Source organism: Vibrio metoecus (assembly GCF_009665255.1).
In the GTDB taxonomy this organism is placed as follows: domain Bacteria; phylum Pseudomonadota; class Gammaproteobacteria; order Enterobacterales; family Vibrionaceae; genus Vibrio; species Vibrio metoecus_B.
Window position 1 is genome coordinate 2,096,196 of record NZ_CP035686.1, and the last position, 22,826, is coordinate 2,119,021.

Consider the following 22,826-nt stretch of genomic DNA (forward strand, 5'->3'; position numbering starts at 1 on the left):
CTATTCGCACCCACTACTTGTTACGAACGTTACATTAACGAGACTTTGCACGATAATCTGTCTCATAGATAAGACTAGACAACAAATTCAAAACTTTCTAATCAAGTTGTGGGAGAAAATCATAATTCAGAGAAAAGAACGACTTACATTCGGTTGAGTTGGCATGATTCTTTCAGATGGAATAAAAATGAGATAAAAAAAGCCGCTCAATGAGAGCGGCTTTTATCATTTGCGCAGTAATTATTGCTGAGGGCGCATCGCAGGGAACAAGATCACATCACGAATGGTGTGTGTATTGGTCAGTAGCATGACCAGACGGTCAATACCAATACCTTGGCCTGCTGTTGGCGGTAGACCATGTTCTAAAGCGGTAATGTAGTCGGCATCGTAGAACATCGCTTCATCATCACCGGACTCTTTCGCTTCGACTTGTGCTTTGAAACGTGCATCTTGGTCTTCAGCATCGTTAAGCTCTGAGAAGCCGTTTGCTACTTCACGACCGCCGATGAAGAATTCAAAGCGGTCAGTGAAGAACGGGTTATCATCACTACGGCGCGCCAGTGGAGAAATATCCGCAGGGTAGCCAGTGATAAAGGTTGGCTGCATCAGTTTAGGTTCGGCCGTTTCACCAAAGATCTCTTCGAGAAGCTGGCCACATGTCCAGAAAGGTTCAACATCAACGTGAACCGATTTCGCGATAGAAACCATCAGGTCACGGTTTTGAATATCATCTTCGGTAAGTGCTTGGATCTGCGCGTGATTTGGATTGTAGTGCTTGATCGCATCAAACATACTCATGCGCGCGTATTTACCACCAAATTCAACGGTATATTCACCGTAAGGCATTGAAGTTGAACCAAGAACTTCTAACGCTACAGAGCTGAGCAGCTCTTCCGTCAAATCCATCAGATCTTTGTAATCTGCGTACGCCATATAGAATTCCATCATAGTGAATTCTGGGTTGTGACGTGGAGAAAGACCTTCGTTACGGAAGTTACGGTTGATTTCGAATACGCGATCAAAACCACCCACAACCAGACGCTTCAGGTACAGCTCAGGCGCGATACGTAGGTACATCGGCATGTCGAGTGCATTGTGATGCGTGATGAATGGGCGCGCACTCGCACCGCCAGGGATCACGTGCATCATCGGCGTTTCTACTTCCATGAACTGTTTGGAGATCATGAAATTACGAATGGCTGACATCACTTTAGAACGTACAACGAAAGCGTTGCGCGAGTCTTCGTTGACGATCAAGTCAACGTAACGCTGGCGGTAACGCATTTCTTGGTCAGTCAGACCGTGGAATTTCTCTGGCAGTGGACGCAGTGCTTTGGTCAGCAGTTGGAATTGTTCCATGTTGACGTACAGGTCACCTTTACCAGATTTGTGCAGTGCACCTTGTACACCGATGATGTCACCGATATCCAAACCTTGGTATTTGTCTTTCAGTTCTTGCTGAACGTCTTTCGATGCATAAGCCTGAATACGGCCAGAAGTTTCCTGAATCACGAGGAATGGACCACGTTTTGCCATCACACGACCGGCGATAGATACAACATGATTTAATGCTTCTAGCTCTTCCTTACTCTTTTCACCGAACTCCTTCTGCAGATCACCGGCTAGGCTGTCACGACGGAACGAGTTTGGGTGTCCGTTTGCTTTACAGTCCTTGCGGATGTGATCCAACTTGCTGCGACGCTCTGCAATCAGTTTGTTTTCTTCTTGCGTGATTTGCTCTTGATTAATCTCGTTTTGAACAGCATCAGTCATTTGCATGTACCTTGTTTGTCGGTAAAAAGCTTAGAGGCCTGATTTCAGGCTAGCTTCGATAAATTTGTCTAAGTCACCATCGAGTACCGCTTGCGTGTTGCGGTTTTCAATACCTGTACGTAAATCCTTGATTCTTGAATCATCCAACACGTAAGAACGGATTTGGCTACCCCAACCAATGTCAGATTTGGCGTCTTCGTTCGCTTGTTTTTCGGCGTTCTGCTTTTGCAGTTCCAGTTCAAACAGTTTGGCGCGAAGTTGCTTCATCGCTTGGTCTTTGTTTTTGTGCTGTGAGCGATCGTTTTGGCATTGTACGACTGTATTGGTCGGTACGTGCGTAATACGAACAGCAGATTCGGTGGTGTTAACGTGCTGACCACCCGCACCAGAAGCACGATACACGTCTATACGCAGATCGGCAGGATTAATTTCGATATCTATGTTTTCATCCACTTCAGGGTAGATGAACGCCGAAGCAAACGACGTATGACGACGACCGCCTGAATCGAAAGGTGATTTACGCACTAAACGGTGTACACCCGTTTCTGTACGCAGCCAACCATAAGCGTGATCACCAATGATACGCACTGTCGCGGATTTCAACCCTGCTACGTCGCCTTCTGAAACTTCAATCACTTCGGTTTTAAAACCTTTAGCATCAGCCCAACGCAAATACATGCGCAGCAGCATAGAAGTCCAGTCTTGCGCTTCTGTACCACCAGAGCCTGCTTGTAGATCTAAGTAACAATCGGATGAGTCATGATCACCCGAGAACATACGACGGAACTCTAACTGTTCGAGTTTCACTTCTAACTCATCCAGCTCGGGACCAATTTCGTCGAACGTTTCTTGATCTTCCGCTTCGATGGCCAGTTCAAGCAAACCTTCGACATCGTCGACACCACGATCCAGTTGATCGATAGTATCAACTACCGCTTCTAACGCAGAACGCTCTTTGCCTAAGGCTTGCGCACGCTCAGGTTGGGTCCAGACATCGGGTTGTTCTAACTCGGCATTAACTTCTTCAAGACGCTCTTTCTTGGCGTCATAGTCAAAGATACCCCCTCAGGATATTTGTGCGTTCAGACACATCCTGCAGGCGATTTTTAATAGGATTGATTTCAAACATGTTGGCTTACGGTTTATGAATAGAAATTAACCGCGGAATTCTACTGAAAAATGTGATGAAGATACAGGAAAAAATACTCTATTCTGGCGGGTAAGTCAGGATAACCCTCGAAAGATAGGCATAAAAAAGCGGAAGCTTTGGCTTCCGCTTTTCGATGATTCAAGAGACTTATGCGAGCTCTTCTTCTAGTGCTGGTGATGATGAACCTGAGATAAAAAACATACAGATCAACGTTGCACTTGTTGGCAGTAACCAACCCATACCGTATTCAAAGAAAGGCAAGAAATCAAAGGCTGAAACATCGACACCTGCCACTTTGGCAGCATCCAATAAGGCTACCAACAGAGACACCGCCAATACAACGCGGTAAGCAATGCGAGGGTTTGGTAGTTTTTGACGAACAAAAGTTAACGCTACCAATGCGATCGCGACCGGGTACAGAGCAAACAGCACAGGAATAGACAAGGTGATCAACTGTGCCAAGCCAACGTTAGCCACCACACCACACGCCACACCATTAATCACAACCCATTGCTTGTATGACAGTGACGTATGCTTGCTGAAGAAATCTGAACATGCCGAAATCAAACCGACGGCCGTAGTTAAACAAGCCAACATGACGATCACAGACAGAACAAATTGACCGTTGTGACCAAACAGTGCTTTTACGTATTGGCTTAGAATCGCACCGCCGTTGTTTGCGCCTGCTGCCACACTTGAGCTCGTAGCACCAAGGTAGAACAGTGAACCGTAAACCAGAGCTAGACCTACTGCCGCAATCACCGCAGAAGTAATCAAGTAACGGGTAGTCGCCGCCCGATCGGTAATCCCTTTGCTACGCAGTGCATCCACAATCAAGATACCAAACATCAGCGATGCAAACGTATCCATTGTGTTGTAGCCTTCCAAGAAACCTTTGGTCAGCGGTTGAGTCAGGTAGTCACCTTGCGCCGCAATCATCTCACCTTGTGGATTCATAAATACCCCAAGCGCAAGAATGATCAAACCAATAAACAGAGCTGGAGTCAGTAATTTACCAATTAAATCGACCAACTTGCCTTGTGACCATGAGAAAAACATCGCAACGCTAAAAAACAGCACAGAGAAAACGGCTAAGTCAAATTGAGTGCTCTCTGTGAAAAACGGTTTTACCGCCATTTCAAATGCCACAAGACCTGTACGCGGTGCCGCAAACGCAGGACCAATCACGATCAAAATCAACGCTGCCATCAATACCGATGCTTTCACAGGCAAATCTTTGGTTAGGTGCTCCCAACTGCCACCCGCCACTGCAATCGCAATGATAGTGATCAGTGGTAAACCGACCGCTGTCAGCAAAAAGCCAAACATGGCAGGAGTAATGTTCTCACCCGCTAATTGGCCTGCGAGTGGTGGAAAAATGATATTACCGGCGCCCAAAAAGAACGCGAACAGCATAAAGCCCAAAGCTAAAATATCTGCTAGTTTTAACGTCTGCTTCACAGATAACCCTTATTTATAAATGTAATGAATGTTGTGTATGCATCTCACTGCTTAAATCGATATCACGCTAAGCGGTGTGAAGCCGAATAATGACGAATGCGCTTGTATTTCGCAACCACAAAGCAAAAAACGCCACAATAATTTATATTCACAACAATAATGCAGTGTCATATGCTAGATGAATGTAAAAACCCAGAATTACAGACTACAAATGAAGCGCATTTTTTCACCAATCGACAGAATAAAATATTAGCAATCCTCTACAGACTAGAGCTTTTCGCTTAACTCTCATTTGGCACAGAATTACGATGAAAACCAATAAATTAATGAATAAGCACTTTCGATTTAAACAATTCTGTATAGAAGAAAGGGAGTGCGGCATGCCGATCAGCACCGATGGCGTGCTATTAGGCGCTTGGGCATTTACCATACCCCCACGCTCGATTTTGGATATAGGAAGTGGAACCGGCCTACTCAGCATCATGTGTGCGCAACGCTTCCCAGAGGCGGACATTACTGCCCTGGATATTGAACTCAGCGCTTTTCACGCCTCAGAGCAAAATCGAAAGAATAGTCCTTGGGCAGACCGCATAACCTGCCACCATCACGATATTTTGCACTGGCAACCCGAACAGCGTTTTGCGGCAATTATTTGTAATCCACCTTATTTCAACAGTGGTGAAACCGCTCAACAGCAGATCAGAGCCACTGCTCGCCATACCATCAGCTTGCAGCATCAAGCCTTGATTGAACACATACCTAAGCTTCTCAAGCCCGATGGTGTCGCGAGTTTTATTCTCCCAAAAGCGGAAGGTGAAGATTTCATCGCCCTAGCCAAACAAGCAGGGCTTCACTTGGGGCGTTATTGTCAAGTACAGCCGACCTCAAGCAAACCCGTACATCGATTATTGTTTGAGCTACATATCTCCCCTTGTACGACGGAGGATTCCGTACTGGTGATCCGCGAAAAGGATGGCTACAGTGAAGAGTTCCAGCACCTAACCCGTGATTTTTATCTGAAGATGTAGCAATTAAAGATGTGATCTAAAGCGTGATCCATCTATAATGTGCGCCCTGTTTTAAGACAGAGCCTTTCAACGCTTGTGGAGTAATTATTTGTGATTAAAACCTTTGCCGACCTCGAACTCGATCCAATATTGCTTGAAGCGATCGAAGAAATGGGCCTTAGCCGCCCAACCCAAGTTCAGGCTGAAGCAATTCCGCAAGCTCTGGATGGTCGTGATGTCTTAGCCTCTGCCCCTACGGGTACAGGTAAAACAGCCGCGTTTGCCATTCCAGCGCTGCAATATTTGCTCGATTTCCCACGCCGTAAAGCAGGCCCTGCGCGAATTCTGATTTTAACGCCAACCCGTGAACTGGCGATGCAGGTGGCCGAACAAGCGCAAGCGCTGGCTAAAAATACTCGTCTGAATATTTTCACCATTACCGGTGGTGTGCAGTACCAAGAGCACGCCGATATTCTAGCAACCACCCAAGATATAGTGGTCGCCACACCGGGACGTCTGCTGGAATACATTGATGCAGAGCGTTTTGACTGTCGTGCGATTGAGTGGTTGATCCTCGATGAAGCGGATCGCATGTTGGACATGGGCTTTGGCCCAACGGTTGATCGCCTCTCGACCGAGTGCCGCTGGCGTAAACAAACCCTACTGTTCTCGGCAACTTTAGAAGGCCGTGGTGTAGAAGGGTTTACTGCCGATCTGTTAAAAGATCCCGCCCATGTCGATGCGGAACCACCACGTCGTGAGCGTAAGAAAATTTCGCAGTGGTACCACCGCGCTGATGACATGCCGCATAAAGTGGAACTGCTGAAAAAGATCCTGACCGAGCAAGCCGAACGTTCGATCGTGTTCTTAAAAACTCGTGAGCGTCTCGCAGACCTACGTGCTGAATTGGAAAAAGCTCAGATCCCGTGTGCATGGATCCAAGGGGAAATGCCACAAGATCGTCGTAACAATGCGATCACCCGTTTCCGTGAAGGCGATGTGAATATCCTGCTCGCCACTGACGTCGCGGCTCGGGGTATCGACGTGCCTGACATCAGCCATGTGATCAACTTTGACTTGCCACGCAGTGCAGACGTTTACCTACACCGTATCGGCCGTACTGGGCGTGCAGGGAAAAAAGGTATCGCCATTTCACTGGTTGAAGCGCACGACCAACCAATGATGGCGCGAGTTGAGCGTTATATCAAAGAAGAAGTTAAAGAACGCTTTATCGATGGCCTGCGTCCTAAACACAAAAAGCCTGTGTTTAAGAAAAAGAAGAAGGACAGCAAAAAACCGGCAGATAAAGGCGCGGTGAAGAAAAAAGCCACCAGCAAGCCAAAAGCAAAAGCCACGAAGAAGAAAGCCGCGACCAAAGCCTAAATAAGATAGGTAATCTTGTTACGAAAAAGCCGATGAATTTTCATCGGCTTTTTTATTGGCTTAACTCAACGCGCACCACATTCAGCGCGCGTTGAGCTTAATCCTTAGTGTTCACGAGTCGCACGGAATTTCACCTCAGGTGAACGCTCCTGCGCCAAGTTCAAATTCACCATGGTTGGTGCGATATACGCAAGATTATCGCCCCCATCCAGCGCAAGGTTGCTCTGGTTCTTACGTTTGAATTCTTCAAACTTCTTCACATCGTCACACTCAACCCAGCGTGCGGTTGCAACGTTAACGCCTTCATAGATCGCTTCAACGTTATATTCCGATTTCAGACGCGATACCACCACATCAAACTGCAGCACACCCACCGCTCCAACGATGAGATCATTGTTTTGGAGTGGACGGAAAACCTGTACTGCACCCTCTTCCGAAAGCTGCACTAAGCCTTTCAGTAGTTGCTTTTGTTTAAGTGGATCACGCAGACGGATACGACGGAACAGTTCCGGGGCAAAGTTCGGAATACCGGTAAACTTCAGCGTTTCGCCTTGAGTAAAGGTATCGCCAATCTGGATCGTACCGTGGTTATGCAGACCAATAATGTCACCCGCAAAGGCTTCTTCTGCACGCGCACGGTCACCTGCCATGAAAGTCACCGCATCCGAAATGTTGATCTGCTTGCCAAGGCGCACATGGTTCATCTTCATGCCTTGCTTGTAGGTGCCCGATACAATACGTACGAAAGCAATACGGTCGCGGTGCTTTGGATCCATGTTGGCTTGAATTTTAAACACGAAGCCACTGAACTTCTCTTCGCTCGCGTCCACTACCCGCTCTGCCGCTTGGCGAGGCATGGGCGATGGAGCCCATTGCGTCAGGCCATCAAGCATATGGTCAACACCAAAGTTACCCAGTGCCGTACCAAAGAAAACCGGAGTGAGTTCACCGCTTAGGAATAGCTCACGATCAAACTCATGGGAAGCTCCCAGTACCAATTCCAGTTCTTCACGCAGTTGCGCGGCTAAGTCTTCACCCACCGCTTTATCCAGCTCTGGATTATCCAAGCCTTTCACGATGCGCTCGTCTTGAATGGTGTGGCCTTGACCCGTTGAGTACAAGATCGTCTCATCACGATGGATGTGATACACGCCTTTAAACTCTTTACCACAGCCGATAGGCCATGTGATCGGTGAACAAGCAATTTTCAGCTCATTTTCCACTTCATCCAGCAATTCCATAGGATCACGGATTTCACGGTCCAGCTTGTTCATGAACGTGACGATCGGCGTATCACGCAGACGAGTGACTTCCATTAATTTACGCGTACGATCCTCAACCCCTTTCGCGGCATCAATCACCATCAAGCAAGAGTCCACCGCGGTCAGAGTACGGTAAGTATCTTCCGAGAAGTCTTCGTGTCCTGGGGTATCTAAAAGGTTAACCAGACTATCGCCGTACGGAAACTGCATCACAGAGGTGGTCACCGAAATACCACGCTCTTTTTCCATTTCCATCCAGTCTGATTTCGCGTGCTGGTTCGAGCCACGACCTTTTACTGTACCTGCGACTTGAATCGCACGTCCGAAGAGCAGAACTTTTTCAGTGATCGTGGTTTTACCCGCGTCAGGGTGCGAAATGATCGCAAATGTGCGGCGTTTTGACACTTCGCCGAAATAGGGTGTAGTTGACATCAACAGATTCTCTTTGTGCTTGAGTCAGCTTACGTGAACTGACTAGCGTTTCGGTTCAAATTTGCGCGGTATTCTCCCTTATCTTGGCTCTGGGAGCAACTTCACTGCAATTAATGAGTGATTTCATATTTTCTCATCACCGTTTTAATTAATTTATCAATAAACATGAACTATAACTGTAGAGAGTAAATAAAAATGAAGTCGGCCTATGACCAAATTTCGTAAGATTCATTCGTTGGCCTTTAAGCAAGCCAAAAGTGTTTTTTTAGTTTCCGTGCTATTGGGGCTGTGTTTTAGCCTCTACCATACTCTGTCTGATTTACATCAAGAACAGAGCAAGGTTCAGGAACACTACAACTTTAAACTGGTACAAAGTTACGAGAATGCCAGCCAAGCCGCTTATCATCTGAATAATTTGCTGGCGGAACAGGTCGCCACAACCTTAATGCTCGACACTGGAATTTTTAAAGTTGAAATTGTCGATGATTTCGGGGATGTCATGACCCGCAAAGAGCGGGAGATTGGTAAGCAGAGTGAACTGGTCAATGCATTAGCAAATTACCTGACGCCTTCAGTCTCCGTATTCAGTGCCGAGCTGCATCAACCCAACTCGAATGTGGTGGTCGGTAAATTGAGTTTCTACATCGATGGATCTTCGATCGCCAAAGAATTCATTGCCAAAACTACACGAGTGCTTTTGTTCGACCTTTTGCGTAATACTTTGCTCACAACGATTTTACTGATCTTTTTCTACCAAAAGTTATCTCGTCCAATCACCATGTTGATTGGCTGGGTAAACTCACTTAATGATACTCAGCGTTCACCGCTGCCACCTCGCCTAACCCACGATGATGAACTCAGCGAGCTGGCTTCTACCTTTCAATCAATGTGGAAAGGTAAAGAGCTGGCCGAATCTAAACTCAATCAACTCGCCTATTACGATAGCTTAACAGGGCTAGCCAATCGCAGTTTATTGCTGCAAAAGCTCAGTGATGCCATTACGACAGCACAAAATGCACACACGACCGGAGCACTGTTCTATCTAGATCTCGATCGCTTCAAAACCATCAATGATTCGCTTGGCCACACGATTGGCGATCAGTTGATTAAAGCCGTCGCACTGCGCATGGAAGCTTGGACAAAGAACGACTATCTCTCAGCGCGGATTGGCGGTGATGAATTTGTGGTGCTCATCCCCTATTTATCCCCCAACAAAGCGGAAGAAGTGGCCAAACAGTTGCTGACCCTAATTTCTAACCCTTATACCGTAGACGATCACCAACTTTATTGTACGGTGAGTATCGGCATCTCGATTTTTCCTTCGGTTGGGATCAGTAATATTGATGTGTTACGCCAAGCCGATACTGCGCTTTATCGAGCTAAAGCCAGCGGACGTAATAAATTCATGTTTTATGAGCCAGAAATGCAGGCGCAGGTCGAATCATTCTTAGAGATTGAAAAAGGGCTTCACGAAGCCCTCAATCAACATCAGCTTGAGTTGTATTATCAACCTCAAGTCGATGACCAACACCATATCATTGGGGTTGAAGCACTGATTCGTTGGAATCACCCGAAACGCGGGTTACTGCCTCCCGGTGTTTTTATGCCAATCGCCGAAGAAACCGGGCAGATTTTACCCATCGGAACTTGGATTATTGAGCAAGCCTGTTATCAATACGCTCAGTGGAAAAAACAAGGCATTTTGCCACCGCATTTTCGCCGCTTGGCGATCAATATTAGCCCACTACAATTTGCTCAAGACTCGTTTATCGAACAGGTTAACCATGCGCTGCGCCAAGCTGGGATCACTGGGGAACCAATTGAACTGGAGATTACGGAAAGTTTACTGCTTGAGAATGTAGAAAGTGCGATTCAGAAAATGGCTAAGCTCAAAGAGAGTCAGATCAGTATTTCGATCGATGATTTTGGTACGGGTTACTCTTCATTGCGTTATCTAAAACATCTCGCGGTGGATGTGCTGAAAATTGATCGCTCATTTGTCAATCAACTGCATCTGGATGATAACGACCAAGCCATCGTCGATACCATTTTGGCGATTGCCAGAAAGCTAAACTTGGAAGTGATTGCCGAGGGGGTTGAAGATACCTCTGAGCTAGCGGCGCTCAAACAGCTTGGTTGTAACCAATTCCAAGGCTACCTGTTTGATAAACCGCTGCGCGCAGAAGAGATTGCACAGCGGTTTGTGAGCAACAGTTATCGGAAAATTCAAACCTTACCGATCGCCACAAATAGCTTACAAAAATAGGTAACTCATGATGATCGCATCTTCACTTTTACCATTGCCCGCAGGGTAGTAATTGATGCGCCGATCAATTTCATTAAAACCCGCTTGCTGATACAAATGAAAAGCGCGTAGATTGCTTTCGCGCACCTCTAACCAAGCGCTTTCTGCATTCTGTTGCTCACACTGAGCAATAAAATGCTCCAGCAGTTGCTTACCGTAGCCTTTACCCTGCATGGCAGGATCAATCGCAATATTCAGCAACGTTACTTCGCCAACAATATTCTGCGCATAAAAATACCCGACTACCTGCTCATCCACCAACATAATCTGATGACGCGCACCACGACTATTGAGCTCTCGCACCATGGATTCTGTCCAAGGATGGGAGTGAGCTATGCGCTCAATGCGCCAAACGGCATCCAAATGCTCAGATTGCATAGCCGTAAAGAATGAACTCATGATGTGGTTCCTTGGTAAGCACAAATTTGTTGCCACAGAGCGCGGCGATATTGGGTATGCCCGTCAATCTCACTTAACCGCGGTGAATGCAGTTGCTTTTGAGCGTGATGAGGCGCTGGCTCACAATCGGCAAACCAGATCCATTCGAGCCCCTCATAAACAAGGTTAACGAGCTGTGCTGGAGCGATATGACGAACCATTGAAAGTTCAAGCTGAATACTTTTGAGGATCTTCTCCAGCAATAGGATTTCAGCGCCTTGCGGCGGTGTATTGGCGACCAACAAGAGTCGGCAACCTTGATCCAACGCTTGAGTCACTGGTTGAAAACCCGACAAACGGTCGGGATGGATCAATTCCCATTGTTGAATGCCCATCGCGGACAAATAGTGTGAAGAAGAAAGCATGGTATTACTCGCAGCCCATCTGAGCGACAATGCTAACAAACAGGTGATTGACGACTCAAGCGCTAGAGAGAAAAAGGAGCATAAATGCCCCTTTTTTGAAACGCTATTTAGACAGCAGCAAATTCTGGGCTGTATTCGATAAGCCCAGATCGGCCATCCAGCTCCCTTTCCCACAGTGCAACCACACGAAACGCCCCTTGCGGCACATCCCAAGCACAATGCAACTGATAGGATGAGGCATCTTCAAAGCCAAAACGTGCGTAGTAGGCGGGATCACCCAGAACCACACAGGCAGGATAACCCAGCTCTCCCAGAGAACTGAGTCCTTCTTTAACCAATTCAGCCCCAATGCCTTGGCGACGGTACTCTTCTTTCACCGCCAGTGGTGCTAAGCCTTGCCAATTCAAGTCTTCCCCTGCGACAGTCACGGGGCTAAACATCACATGCCCAAAGATTTCCCCGTCATCATCGCAAGCAACCAATGACAACGTTCGCTTGCCATTTTCACGCAGCGCCATCACTAAATTTGCCTCAGCTTCAGTGGCAAAGACATTTTTCAACAGTTCATCAACAGCCAAAATATCGGCAGGTGCTTCAGTTCGAATAAGCATTAATAACCTCTTGGGATAAATTCGGCTTTTGCATCCCTTTATGCACAAAATCCGCCAACTGTTGAAGCAAAATTTGCAGTGGCTTTGGCAATTGTTGCAGATCCACGCTATCCATCAGGTTTTTCACTTCCAACCCGAGTTCCGTATCGCCCTCAATCGAAAGGCGACGCTGGAAAAATAAAGTATCAGGATCCTCTTTACGTCCCGCGATCAGCACCAAATCATTCAAACTACCGCTAAAGCTGACATCTTCCTGAACCGGAGCATCTGCTACCACCAACTGTTCGTTTTGGTAGCTAATAAACCAACGTAAATCCATGTCCTTCACTTCGACCTTGAGCCATTTCTCTTCGAGAAACTCAAAGTCCCCGTCTTGCAAGGCCTCGCGGAATACTAAACCCATTGCATCAAGCAAGGCTTTTTTTTGAACGTTTTGAGGCAATAAGTGGATTGGAGATCGCAAAATTGAAGCAGCGTTCTGAACCAGTTGAGTGCGAATCTTGTTTAACACGAGCGTTATCCGTTACCTTGTTAGTCATTCTGCGATCATCATACTGGATGTCAAAAGACGGATTCCTGTTATGTATCAAAAAATAACTTCAGGCCGAGAACCTTTTCTACTGTGGAAATCACAGTTATAGTTAGTGAGTTACCGAATTGGTAACGCTATACCCCCAACAACATTATCACTGCCGACATTGCTAAGATGTAAAGTTAGATGAACGGAATTAGGTACGCTCATCAACCTAAAATACCGTCGTGCAAACTGTTAGTCATTGTTAGAGGGGATATTATAAATGTCATCGCGCACGGACAGTTGGTAGTATTTTAAATGCCTGCTCAAACCTCATCTCAGCTCAAGCATTGGTTTGCAAAAATCACGGCACACAGTCCGTTCTTTTTTGCCATCCTTAATGACCAACACAAGTATGTGATGGTCAACGAGCGCTATTGCGATATCGCGGGCCTCTCAAGCGAAGAGATGGTCGGGATGAGTGACAATCTAGTTCTGGGTGAACATTTTTATCAGCACCTCAAACCTTTCTACGACCGTGCCTTTAAAAACGAACACATCGAATCCGAACTGACGCTCAGTGAAATCGATCTCGAAACCAGTTTGCACTTTTCTTTATCGCCTATCGTGATGCACGACCAAGTGCAATACATTGTATTTCATGCGATAGATACCTCTGAAAAACAAATTTTGGTGCGTTCTTTAGAAGAGTCAGAAAGCAAGTACGCGCTTCTGACAACGTTGCTACCCGATGGTTTGATGATGGTCGAAAACGACTGCATCATCTCCGCCAACCCTTCAGCAGCTCGTCTGCTCGGTTTTGACGATGCGCAAAAGCTCTTGGGTGAAAATCTATCGCGCTTGTTTATTGATGAGAAAACCAAAACGGTGTTTTCCACACAATTGGCGACTCTACTTACCGAGAAACCCTTGGTATGCCTCACCGGTCCTCGATGTGGATTTGAACGTAAGATCCAGTTGCATGCGGGCAGCACCTCCCTACTCGGCAACCACTCGCAGCTGATTCTATTACAAGATGCAGATGAGGCACCAAAACAGCTTTCAGCAACGACTCAAGTCGATGCCCACATGGATAGTTTAACCGGGCTGTACAATCGACACGGTTTCACCAAGCGTTTAGAGCAATTAATTCACAATGAAACACCTTTGGTGATGCTCTATCTGGATATCGACAACTTTAAAAATATTAATGACTCCCTTGGTCACCACATCGGTGACAAGGTGATCAAAGAAGTGGCGGCACGTCTTAAACGTCTTCTGCCGCAACAAGCGGTACTTGGCCATTTAGGCGGTGACGAGTTTGGTTTAATTTTGCCGGAACCAGAACACAACCGTTCAGCGGAAATGCTGGCCGATCGCATCATCTCCTTGATTAATCAACCCTTTGATCTTCATCATTTCAGTAAACGTTTAGCCTGTTCTATCGGTAGCGTACGCTACCCTGGCGACGGTAACGATGCTCGCGTTCTGCTGCAAAATGCCGATACCGCGATGTATGAAGCCAAAGAACGTGGCCGCAACCGACTGATCAAATTTAACGATCAGATGAATAAAGAAGCACGCATGCGGCTTTGGTTGGAAATTGAACTGCAAAAAGCGCTGCAACAAAACGGATTGGAAGTATGGTACCAACCGAAAGTCAACGCGCGCGATTTTAGCATCAATGGCGCAGAGGCTCTGGTACGTTGGAAACATCCCGTCGAAGGCTACATCAGCCCAGGGGCTTTCATTCCGGTGGCAGAAAAAGCAGGCTTGATCGAGCATTTAGGACGAGTGGTGATGCGTGAAGTGTTTGCCACCGTCAAACGTTGGAAACTGCAAGGCATTCTGCCTGGACGCGTAGCAATTAACATTTCACCTGAGCAATTTGGCAACCCACAACTGATTGATTATCTGGAAAAACTACTCAGAACAACCGGACTAGATCCAAACAACATCACCTTTGAACTGACCGAAAGCGCAGTCATGAGTGACAGTGAACACACCCAGCAAATGCTCAATGCCATTAAAAAACTGGGCTTTACTTTATCGATTGACGATTTCGGTACCGGTTACTCTTCACTCGCTTATTTAGCCCGCTTCCCGATTGACGAACTGAAAATTGACCGCGCGTTTATCAGTAATATCGATACTCTGCCGAAACAGCTCACCGTCATTGAGAACATCATCAACTTAGGCCGTTCATTGAACTTAACGGTCGTGGCAGAAGGGGTCGAAACCCAACAGCAAGCCACTTTGCTTTCCAATCTCAATTGCCATTCTATTCAAGGCTTCCATTTCTATCGCCCGCAACCCAAACATGAAGTTGAAGAGTTGTTTGCGCAAAATCGTCGTCATCGAAAATCCCTCTAAGGGGTTAATTTTGCTCTGATTGTCTGAAACCTGCCTTACATCAAATCTGCCTGATTCAATCCTTTCTAAAATGCATCCACTATTCCCTGAATTCAGAGCCTTACGCTATGGAACTACTCTGTCCGGCCGGAAATTTGCCGGCCCTGAAAACAGCGATTGATTGTGGTGCCGATGCGGTTTACATCGGTTTCAAAGATGATACGAATGCTCGCCATTTTGCTGGCCTTAATTTTAGCGGCAAAAAACTAGAAAAAGCGATTCAGTATGTCCATGACCACCGTAAAAAAATTCATATAGCTCTCAACACCTTTGCACACCCAAATGGCTTTGAGCGTTGGACTAACGCGGTTGATCAGGCTGCGGATCTGGGTGTGGACGCTTTGATCGTTGCCGATATTGCGGTGCTTGAATATGCGGCGCGTAAATACCCGTACCTTGAATTGCACCTTTCCGTACAAGCTTCTGCTACCAACGTGAAAGCGGTTGAGTTTTATCATCAGAATTTTAATGTGAAACGTGTCGTGCTTCCGCGCGTACTTTCTATTCATCAAGTCAAACAGCTTTCACGCAACATCCCGCAAGGCGTTGAGTTGGAAGTGTTCGCCTTTGGCAGTTTGTGCATCATGTCGGAAGGGCGTTGCTATCTCTCCTCTTACATGACGGGGGAATCCCCAAATACTGTCGGTGCTTGCTCTCCAGCCAAGTACGTTCGTTGGCAAGAAACGGAATCCGGCCTTGAATCGCGTTTGAACGAAATTTTGATTGATAAGTACGCGGCAGGGGAAAATGCAGGTTACCCCACTCTGTGTAAAGGTCGTTTCATTACTGAGCTTGAGGGTGAAAGTAAGTGCTACCACGCACTCGAAGAACCCACCAGCTTAAATACCTTATCACTACTACCTGAGCTGTTTGCCGCGAATGTGGCTTCCGTCAAAATTGAAGGTCGGCAACGTAGCCCAGCGTATGTCGAACAAGTGACGCGTACCTGGCGTGCTGCGATCGATCGCTATTTGGCAAATCCGACACAATATCATGTGGAACCCAAATGGGATGCCGCACTGGCCAATGTGTCAGAAGGTACTCAAACCACGCTCGGTGCTTATCACCGTCAATGGCAATAAGGACAAGCGATTATGAAATATGCTTTAGGTCCCCTACTCTATTTCTGGCCAAAACAAGACGTCGAGAGTTTCTATGCTCAAGCGGCTGCCAGTGTAGCCGATGTCATTTATCTCGGTGAAACGGTCTGCTCGAAACGTCGTGAACTGAAACCTCAGCATTGGTTTGAAATTGCCAAATCCCTCTCGGATGCAGGTAAGCAGGTGGTACTTTCCACGATGGCACTGCTCGAAGCACCAAGTGAAATCAATGTGATGAAAAAATACATCGATAACGGTGACTTTGCGATAGAAGCCAACGATGTTTCAGCCATTCAAATGGCTCATGAGAAAGGCATTCCTTTCATCGTGGGGCCAGCTGTTAATACCTACAACGCGCACACACTGAAGCTGTTTTTAAAACAAGGCATGATCCGTTGGTGCATGCCGGTAGAACTCTCGCGTGATTGGTTGATTAACACCTTACAACAGTGTGATGATTTGGGTATCCGCGGCAAATTTGAAGTCGAGGTATTCAGTCACGGTTACTTACCACTGGCTTACTCGGCACGTTGTTTTACGGCGCGAGCAGAAAACCGTGCGAAAGATGAATGCGAAACCTGCTGTATTCGTTACCCAACAGGGATTCAAGTCGCAAGCCAAGAGGGACAATCGGTATTTAACCTCAACGGCATTCAAACCCAGTCAGGTTATTGCTACAACTTGGTCAATGATTTGCCAAGCATGACTGGATTAGTAGATGTCGTTCGTTTAAGCCCATTAGGCATCGAAACCTTCCAGCATCTCCAGCAGTTCAAAGCCAATGAACAAGGTCAGAAGCCGCAGCCGATTGAACATCATCAATGCAACGGTTACTGGCACCAACTGGCAGGCTTAGCCGTAAAAAATAACTAAGTTGACTTTCACTAAAAAGGGTTGCTTACAGCAACCCTTTTTACTTTTTTCACAACCACTACGCGTAGGAGGCCTGCGCGGTATGACCCATTTTCCTCACATCACGCCATAGCATAATGGCCACCCCAGTACTCAGCACAATATTGGAAATGGGCAGAGCAATCCACACGCCGTTTAACCCAAAGAATTGAGGCAAAACAAACAAAAATGGCAGCATGATCGACATATTACCTACCGTGATAAACATGGCTTTTCCACCACGATTCGTCGACTGATAATACGCTGCACTCACCACCAAGAAACCATCGAGATACATAGCAAACAGGTGCAGCTTGATGCCCATTTTCGCACCCGACATCAAATCACTGTCCGTCGAATTAAAGATCGCAATCGCCTGCTCAGGAAATAGGTTGAGCACCACCACAAACATCATGCCTCCCAATACCGCGATTCCCATTGCCAAGCGTAATAGCTTACGAATATGGTCATAGTTACGTGCACCAAAATGGTAACTGGCCAACGGCTGCATGCCATTGGCAATGCCTTCTACCGTCAGATAGTAAATTGTCACGATATAGCCCATCACTGCATAAGCGCCGACCATCACCGCGTTACCATACTCGATCATCAAGGTGTTATGCAGCGCGACCATGGTTGAACCATAGGCATACATGAAAAAACTTGAAACACCAATCGCGAAGATCTTGGGCAACATCTGCCACTCCAACCTCAGACAACGACGTGTTAAACGCATATTGGCTCGCTTTGAGAAAAAATAGGCCAATCCCAATGAGGTCACCACGAGTTGAGCGATCGTCGTAGCGATCGCCGCCCCCGTCAGCTCCCAACCAAGCCATGCAATGAAGATATAGTCGAGGGCAATATTAGTGAGAGCACCAATCACCATCAACAAGGTAGCCAAATTGGGGCTGTGATCATTGCGCAGCAGAAATGGCATGGCTATGGAACCTAACGTAAATACACAGCCAACAATCAATACTTGCAGATACTGCAAGCCCAACTCAAACACTCGGCCTTGTGCTCCTTGCCAATGCAGAAAATCATCCGCCATAAACCACAAGATCACAGCCACGATAGGGGCAAGTAGCAGTAAACTCATCAATCCAGTGGCCAGAATACGCTTAGCACTGTCAGGATGCCCTTCACCTTGTTTAATTGAAGAAAGTGCTCCGGTTCCCACGCCAACCAGCATCCCGAGACCAAGAATAGTGCCGATCACAGGCCAAGCAACATTAATTCCCGCTAGCCCTTCCGCCCCAACATAGTGGCCGATGAAAATCCCATCCACCACTTGATACAGACCATTAACCAGCATCGCAGCCACCGTCGGAATGGTGTAGCGAACAAACTGTCGGTAAATCGATCGATTCATCATAAACACATATCTATTTAGTTAGTTTATCTAATAAAATTTCTAGCGCAGAGCTTTGCCGAGCAATAAATCCAACATAATGGCCTCTTCTGGAGACAAATGTTGCACCACTTGCTGCGCCAAGACTTGGTAAACCCGAGCCTCACTGGCTAAATGTAATCCCGCTTGCTCTGTGAGTTCAAAAAGCTGTGAACGAGCATCCTCTGCGCACTGCACTCGTTTTACCAAACCGCGCCTTTCTAGCTTTTTGATCATGTTCGATGCCGAAGGCTTGGTCACTTCCAGAGCAATAGCTAGATCGGTCAAACGAATTGCTTGCGGTGAATTTTGGATCACTTTCAGATAGTCGTATTCGTTGAAACTAAGCTGGGCAAGCGGATCTTCTTTGCCATATTTACGCCAAACCTTGGCGGCAAAACGTTCCATCTTCTCTAAATTTTTTTCTAGCATGATTGATAGCAAATAGTTAGCAAGACTAACTATTTTGCCAAAAAAACAGGCATAAAAAAAGCCGCAATCAGCGGCTTTTTATCATGGATGGATGACGTTATTGTGTCAGTGATTCAGCTTTAGCTCTTGCTAAACGCTCTTCACGAGCCTGCTCGAAAATACGTCCGAGTTCGATAAATGCGTAGCGATGTTCAACGTATTCATAAACATTGAATGAAATCGCAAGCTTATAAAGAGACAACGCGTGCGCTAACTCCCCTTGCATCTGATAACGCTTGCCTAGGTAGAAATACGCTTCGGTCAGGCGTTGAGCCAATAGATCATTTTCCCGCGAGCCTGCAATAATGGCTTTAAAGGCCACTTCTTCTGAAAGCTGATCGAGCATCAAACCGACCAATACCCAGCCCCACTGTTCATCATGCTGTTGATAACGCGCGAGAAGATCGGAGCGCGCTTTCACCGCATCGACATCACTTTCAATGATATATAACCACAGAGCACGGAAAGGATCTTTAGGGTCTTGTTGATAGTGCTGCTGGATCTCTTCCAGAGCCAATCGTGGACGCTCTCCGTAATACAATGCTATAGCACGGTTGCGTACTGCGTATTCGTTACCAGGGTCTAGCTCTACAGTAGAATCAAAGGATTCATAAGCCGCATCAAACTCCCCCACCTCGGTGTAATACACCCCAAGCAAGTTAAACACATCAGGCTGCACCGGATTAATCGACAGTGATTGAGTAAAATCGAGCCGAGCCAAATCACGTAACCCTACACTGTCGTAGTAGTTACCACGCTCAAAAAGCATTTTGGCACGTAATTCTGGCTCAAGATCCGAACGCTGCAATAATTGAGTTAAGCGAGCGATTTGAACTTCTTGCTGAACAGAGGCTTGTAATGGCACCGCCATTGGGGGTAAATCCACTGCGTTGTAGATTCAGGTTGCGAGGCACAGCCAGACAACAAAGCCAATCCAATCACTGCGGCAGGGAATCGAAACCATTTCACTCATCATACTCCTGTGGGATTTCGCATAAAAAAGGGAGCGAATAACGCTCCCCTTTATAACATGCTTTTCGTCAGAAAAGGAAAAGCCATGTTGATTTTGCCGTAAACGGAAACTTATTCCGCTTGTGGTGCTACTTCAGCTGCCGCTTCTGCTGACGTTTCAACCGCTTCTTTCATACTTAGACGAACACGGCCTTGGCGGTCGATTTCAAGTACTTTAACTTGAACTTCTTGACCTTCAGTCAGATAGTCAGACACTTTCTCTACGCGCTTGTCAGCGATTTGAGAGATGTGTACCAGGCCATCTTTACCAGGAAGAATCGTTACAAACGCACCGAAGTCCGCAAGACGAGCAACTTTACCTGTGTAGATAACGCCCACTTCAACTTCTGCAGTGATTTCTTGAATACGACGAATCGCTTCTTTCGCTTGATCACCGTCAGTCGCTGCGATCTTGATCGTACCGTCATCTTCGATCTCGATCGTAGTGCCAGTTTCTTCCGTCAGCTGACGAATTACCGCACCGCCTTTACCGATCACGTCTTTGATCTTATCTACACTGATTTTCATCGTGTGGATACGTGGCGCAAATTCAGAGATATCGCTACGTGCAGCAGAGATAGCTTGATCCATCACTGACAGAATGTGCAGACGAGCACCTTTTGCTTGGTTCAGTGCGATTTGCATGATCTCTTTGGTGATACCTTCAATCTTGATGTCCATCTGCAGTGCAGTCACACCCGTTGCGGTACCCGCTACTTTAAAGTCCATGTCACCTAGGTGGTCTTCGTCACCCAGAATGTCAGACAGAACTACGAAATCATCTTCTTCTTTCACTAGACCCATTGCGATACCCGCAACAGAAGCCTTGATTGGTACACCAGCATCCATCAGAGCCAGAGATGAACCACACACAGAAGCCATTGAAGATGAGCCGTTCGATTCAGTGATCTCAGAAACCACACGTACAGTGTATGGGAACTCGTCTACTGAAGGCATAACTGCTGCGATACCACGCTTCGCTAAACGACCGTGACCGATTTCACGACGCTTAGGAGAACCTACAAAACCAGTTTCACCTACACAGTATGGAGGGAAGTTGTAGTGCAGTAGGAAGTGGTCTTTCTTCTCGCCAGTCAGTTCATCGATGATCTGTGCGTCACGTTGAGTACCCAGAGTCGCTGTTACTAGAGCCTGAGTTTCACCGCGCGTGAACAGAGCTGAACCGTGGGTACGTGGCAGAACGCCAGTACGTACATCCAGAGCACGAACCATGTCTTTTTCACGGCCATCAATACGTGGATTACCCGCGATGATGCTGCGACGTACAACGGTTTTTTCCAAATCGTGGAAAATAGTGTGAATTTCTTTTGCATCCAACGCTTCGTTTTCAGCCAGCAGAGCTGCGCTCACTTCAGCACTGATTTCATGGATACGAGCATAACGCGCCATTTTTTCAGTGATTTGGTACGCTTCAACCAGACGTGTTTCTGCTAGAGCAGCGACTTTCGCTTTCAGCTCAGTGTTTTCAGCTGGAGCAACCCATTCCCATGCAGGTGTTGCCACTTCGGCTGCGAATTCGTTGATCGCATTGATAACAGCTTGTTGTTGATCGTGACCAAACACAACCGCTGCCAGCATCTCTTCTTCAGTCAGAATTTGTGCTTCTGATTCAACCATCAGAACTGCGTTGTCAGTACCCGCAACCACTAGATCCAGACGAGACTGTTTCAGCTCTTTTTCACTTGGGTTCAGAACCAGTTGACCATCAATGTGGCCAACACGAGCGGCACCGATTGGGCCATTGAATGGAAGGCCAGAAATCGCTAGCGCTGCTGAAGTACCGATCATAGAAATGATGTCAGGTTGTACATCTGGGTTAACAGAAACGACAGTGACAATTACTTGTACTTCGTTAGTGAAACCATCAGGGAACAGTGGGCGAATTGGGCGGTCGATCAGACGTGCAGTCAGCGTTTCACCTTCAGAAGGACGACCTTCGCGCTTAAAGAAACCGCCAGGGATTTTACCTGCAGCGTAAGTACGCTCTTGGTAGTTTACCGTCAGAGGGAAGAAATCTTGACCCACAACAGCTTCTTTCTTACCAACTACGCTGACGAACACTGCGGTGTCGTCCATGGTTGCCATAACGGCTGCCGTTGCTTGGCGAGCCATAACACCGGTTTCTAGAGTAACGGTGTGGTTACCGTACTGAAACGTTTTTACTACTGGTTTTTCGAACATGAGTATTCCTTATTCTCAGGACAAGCCTGAAATCAAATCATCAATACTCAAAGCACTACGAATCGCGACTAGTAAAAAAAGACTGAAACTTGGGGAAATAGTCGAGAGAACAATCTGTTTTTAATAGCCGCGACCTTTTGGTCGACTGCGGTGACGGTAATGCCATGAGTACAAACTTGCTCAGTCACGCAGACTGAACGGCGGGTAGTATAAACTACTTAACGGAAGGATAGCTAATTTAGAGTGCAAAAAAGGGGCTTTCGCCCCTTTTCTGTACAAACTGTGCTTTGCAGCGACGAATTAACGACGCAGGCCTAGACGTTTGATCAGATCTTGGTAACGAGACAGATCTTTGCCTTTCAGGTAGTCCAGCAGCTTACGACGGCTTGAAACCATGCGCAGCAGACCACGACGGCTGTGGTGATCGCCTTTGTGTGCTTGGAAGTGACCTTGCAGGTGGTTGATAGAAGCAGTCAGCAGAGCTACTTGTACTTCTGGTGAACCAGTGTCATTTTCACAACGTGCGTATTCAGCAACGATTGCTGCTTTAGTTTCTGCATTCAGAGACATAATTCTCTCCTAAAGAGTTTGAGGTTTAAGTTTGTGCCAGCCAATCTCTGATTCAGCCGACACGAGAAGCGCGAA

The 22,826-nt window shown here is 46.8% G+C and carries 18 protein-coding genes and 1 pseudogene; 6 read left to right on the forward strand and 13 right to left on the reverse strand.

The features are described 5' to 3' along the window. Positions 1–240 precede the first annotated feature (240 nt). The 3 genes from lysS to brnQ form a co-directional block, all read right to left on the reverse strand. On the reverse strand, positions 241–1,773 hold the full coding sequence (gene lysS / locus EPB59_RS09480; protein WP_154172491.1) for a lysine--tRNA ligase: 1,533 nt from the start codon (positions 1,771–1,773) through the stop codon (positions 241–243). A 30-nt stretch (positions 1,774–1,803) separates the two neighbouring features. Continuing rightward, positions 1,804–2,902, reverse strand: a protein-coding gene (gene prfB / locus EPB59_RS09485) for a peptide chain release factor 2 (protein ID WP_154172493.1) whose coding sequence is annotated in 2 segments (ribosomal slippage) — positions 1,804–2,826 and positions 2,828–2,902 — 1,098 coding nt in all. Because the reading frame shifts where the segments join, the coding sequence is not laid out codon by codon here. Positions 2,903–3,070: 168 nt separating this feature from the next. Continuing rightward, positions 3,071–4,384: a branched-chain amino acid transport system II carrier protein gene (gene brnQ / locus EPB59_RS09490; RefSeq protein WP_055043618.1), complete on the reverse strand. Its 1,314-nt coding sequence runs from the start codon at positions 4,382–4,384 to the stop codon at positions 3,071–3,073. 308 nt (positions 4,385–4,692) lie between these two features. Between brnQ and EPB59_RS09495 the strand changes: the two genes are divergently transcribed. Together EPB59_RS09495 and srmB are read left to right on the forward strand one after the other, a co-directional pair. Next, entirely contained in the window at positions 4,693–5,412 is a 720-nt protein-coding gene (locus EPB59_RS09495) for a tRNA1(Val) (adenine(37)-N6)-methyltransferase (RefSeq protein ID WP_154172495.1), read from the forward strand. A 90-nt stretch (positions 5,413–5,502) separates the two neighbouring features. Then, a complete protein-coding gene (srmB, locus tag EPB59_RS09500) occupies positions 5,503–6,774 on the forward strand; it encodes an ATP-dependent RNA helicase SrmB (protein ID WP_154172497.1) in 1,272 nt (423 codons plus the stop codon). A gap of 104 nt (positions 6,775–6,878) precedes the next feature. On the opposite strand, the gene prfC is transcribed toward srmB, so the two are convergent. Next, the gene (gene prfC / locus EPB59_RS09505; protein WP_055051919.1) at positions 6,879–8,468 is read right to left on the reverse strand and encodes a peptide chain release factor 3; all 1,590 of its coding nucleotides are present in this window, start codon (positions 8,466–8,468) and stop codon (positions 6,879–6,881) included. Positions 8,469–8,676: 208 nt separating this feature from the next. On the opposite strand from prfC, the gene EPB59_RS09510 reads away from it, so the two are divergent. Beyond that, the gene (locus EPB59_RS09510) at positions 8,677–10,734 is read left to right on the forward strand and encodes a putative bifunctional diguanylate cyclase/phosphodiesterase (protein ID WP_055051918.1); all 2,058 of its coding nucleotides are present in this window, start codon (positions 8,677–8,679) and stop codon (positions 10,732–10,734) included. Here EPB59_RS09510 and rimI read toward each other — a convergent pair. The 4 genes from rimI to ubiT all read right to left on the reverse strand — a co-directional run bounded on the left by rimI (position 10,723) and on the right by ubiT (position 12,698). Beyond that, positions 10,723–11,172 (reverse strand): ribosomal protein S18-alanine N-acetyltransferase, encoded by a 450-nt coding sequence (gene rimI, locus EPB59_RS09515; protein ID WP_195706975.1) that lies wholly within the window; start codon positions 11,170–11,172, stop codon positions 10,723–10,725. The genes EPB59_RS09510 and rimI overlap by 12 nt on opposite strands. Further along, entirely contained in the window at positions 11,169–11,576 is a 408-nt protein-coding gene (locus EPB59_RS09520) for a DNA polymerase III subunit psi (protein ID WP_154172501.1), read from the reverse strand. The genes rimI and EPB59_RS09520 overlap by 4 nt, the downstream gene beginning before the upstream one ends. A 107-nt stretch (positions 11,577–11,683) precedes the next feature. Continuing rightward, complete coding sequence (locus EPB59_RS09525) at positions 11,684–12,187, reverse strand: GNAT family N-acetyltransferase (protein WP_055051915.1); 504 nt, start codon at positions 12,185–12,187, stop codon at positions 11,684–11,686. Further along, positions 12,171–12,698, reverse strand: a complete 528-nt coding sequence (ubiT, locus tag EPB59_RS09530) for a ubiquinone anaerobic biosynthesis accessory factor UbiT (protein WP_055051914.1) — start codon at positions 12,696–12,698, stop codon at positions 12,171–12,173. The genes EPB59_RS09525 and ubiT overlap by 17 nt, the downstream gene beginning before the upstream one ends. Before the next feature lie 321 nt (positions 12,699–13,019). Here ubiT and EPB59_RS09535 point away from each other — a divergent pair, with 321 nt between their 5' ends. The 3 genes from EPB59_RS09535 (at position 13,020) to EPB59_RS09545 (ending at position 17,086) form a co-directional block, all read left to right on the forward strand. Continuing rightward, the gene (locus EPB59_RS09535) at positions 13,020–15,074 is read left to right on the forward strand and encodes a putative bifunctional diguanylate cyclase/phosphodiesterase (RefSeq protein ID WP_154172503.1); all 2,055 of its coding nucleotides are present in this window, start codon (positions 13,020–13,022) and stop codon (positions 15,072–15,074) included. A gap of 107 nt (positions 15,075–15,181) precedes the next feature. Beyond that, entirely contained in the window at positions 15,182–16,195 is a 1,014-nt protein-coding gene (gene ubiU, locus EPB59_RS09540) for a ubiquinone anaerobic biosynthesis protein UbiU (RefSeq protein WP_154172505.1), read from the forward strand. A gap of 12 nt (positions 16,196–16,207) precedes the next feature. Continuing rightward, positions 16,208–17,086 (forward strand): U32 family peptidase, encoded by an 879-nt coding sequence (locus EPB59_RS09545; protein ID WP_154172507.1) that lies wholly within the window; start codon positions 16,208–16,210, stop codon positions 17,084–17,086. Positions 17,087–17,144: 58 nt separating this feature from the next. Here EPB59_RS09545 and EPB59_RS09550 read toward each other — a convergent pair whose 3' ends face one another. From EPB59_RS09550 to rpsO, 5 genes and pseudogenes are all read right to left on the reverse strand, one after another. Beyond that, a complete protein-coding gene (locus EPB59_RS09550; protein WP_154172509.1) occupies positions 17,145–18,482 on the reverse strand; it encodes an MATE family efflux transporter in 1,338 nt (445 codons plus the stop codon). Between the two features lie 39 nt (positions 18,483–18,521). Continuing rightward, positions 18,522–18,929: a MarR family winged helix-turn-helix transcriptional regulator gene (locus EPB59_RS09555; RefSeq protein WP_195706976.1), complete on the reverse strand. Its 408-nt coding sequence runs from the start codon at positions 18,927–18,929 to the stop codon at positions 18,522–18,524. Between the two features lie 97 nt (positions 18,930–19,026). Continuing rightward, a pseudogene (gene nlpI, locus EPB59_RS09560) lies at positions 19,027–19,937 on the reverse strand (lipoprotein NlpI). A gap of 114 nt (positions 19,938–20,051) precedes the next feature. Next, positions 20,052–22,181, reverse strand: coding sequence for a polyribonucleotide nucleotidyltransferase (gene pnp, locus EPB59_RS09565; RefSeq protein WP_055051908.1), 2,130 nt, complete (start codon positions 22,179–22,181; stop codon positions 20,052–20,054). Positions 22,182–22,481: 300 nt separating this feature from the next. Continuing rightward, entirely contained in the window at positions 22,482–22,751 is a 270-nt protein-coding gene (gene rpsO, locus EPB59_RS09570) for a 30S ribosomal protein S15 (protein ID WP_000055655.1), read from the reverse strand. Between the last annotated feature and the right edge of the window lie 75 nt (positions 22,752–22,826).

Bases quoted from the DNA above. Each gene is read 5' to 3' on its own strand.
- EPB59_RS09495 (WP_154172495.1), top strand. From the start codon at position 4,693: ATGAAAACCAATAAATTAATGAATAAGCACTTTCGATTTAAACAATTC.
- EPB59_RS09520 (WP_154172501.1), bottom strand. From the start codon at position 11,576: ATGCTTTCTTCTTCACACTATTTGTCCGCGATGGGCATTCAACAATGG.
- EPB59_RS09545 (WP_154172507.1), top strand. From the start codon at position 16,208: ATGAAATATGCTTTAGGTCCCCTACTCTATTTCTGGCCAAAACAAGAC.
- pnp (WP_055051908.1), bottom strand. From the start codon at position 22,181: ATGTTCGAAAAACCAGTAGTAAAAACGTTTCAGTACGGTAACCACACC.
- rimI (WP_195706975.1), bottom strand. From the start codon at position 11,172: ATGAGTTCATTCTTTACGGCTATGCAATCTGAGCATTTGGATGCCGTT.
- ubiU (WP_154172505.1), top strand. From the start codon at position 15,182: ATGGAACTACTCTGTCCGGCCGGAAATTTGCCGGCCCTGAAAACAGCG.
- EPB59_RS09550 (WP_154172509.1), bottom strand. From the start codon at position 18,482: ATGATGAATCGATCGATTTACCGACAGTTTGTTCGCTACACCATTCCG.
- EPB59_RS09535 (WP_154172503.1), top strand. From the start codon at position 13,020: ATGCCTGCTCAAACCTCATCTCAGCTCAAGCATTGGTTTGCAAAAATC.
- EPB59_RS09510 (WP_055051918.1), top strand. From the start codon at position 8,677: ATGACCAAATTTCGTAAGATTCATTCGTTGGCCTTTAAGCAAGCCAAA.
- lysS (WP_154172491.1), bottom strand. From the start codon at position 1,773: ATGACTGATGCTGTTCAAAACGAGATTAATCAAGAGCAAATCACGCAA.
- EPB59_RS09525 (WP_055051915.1), bottom strand. From the start codon at position 12,187: ATGCTTATTCGAACTGAAGCACCTGCCGATATTTTGGCTGTTGATGAA.
- rpsO (WP_000055655.1), bottom strand. From the start codon at position 22,751: ATGTCTCTGAATGCAGAAACTAAAGCAGCAATCGTTGCTGAATACGCA.
- EPB59_RS09555 (WP_195706976.1), bottom strand. From the start codon at position 18,929: ATGCTAGAAAAAAATTTAGAGAAGATGGAACGTTTTGCCGCCAAGGTT.
- prfC (WP_055051919.1), bottom strand. From the start codon at position 8,468: ATGTCAACTACACCCTATTTCGGCGAAGTGTCAAAACGCCGCACATTT.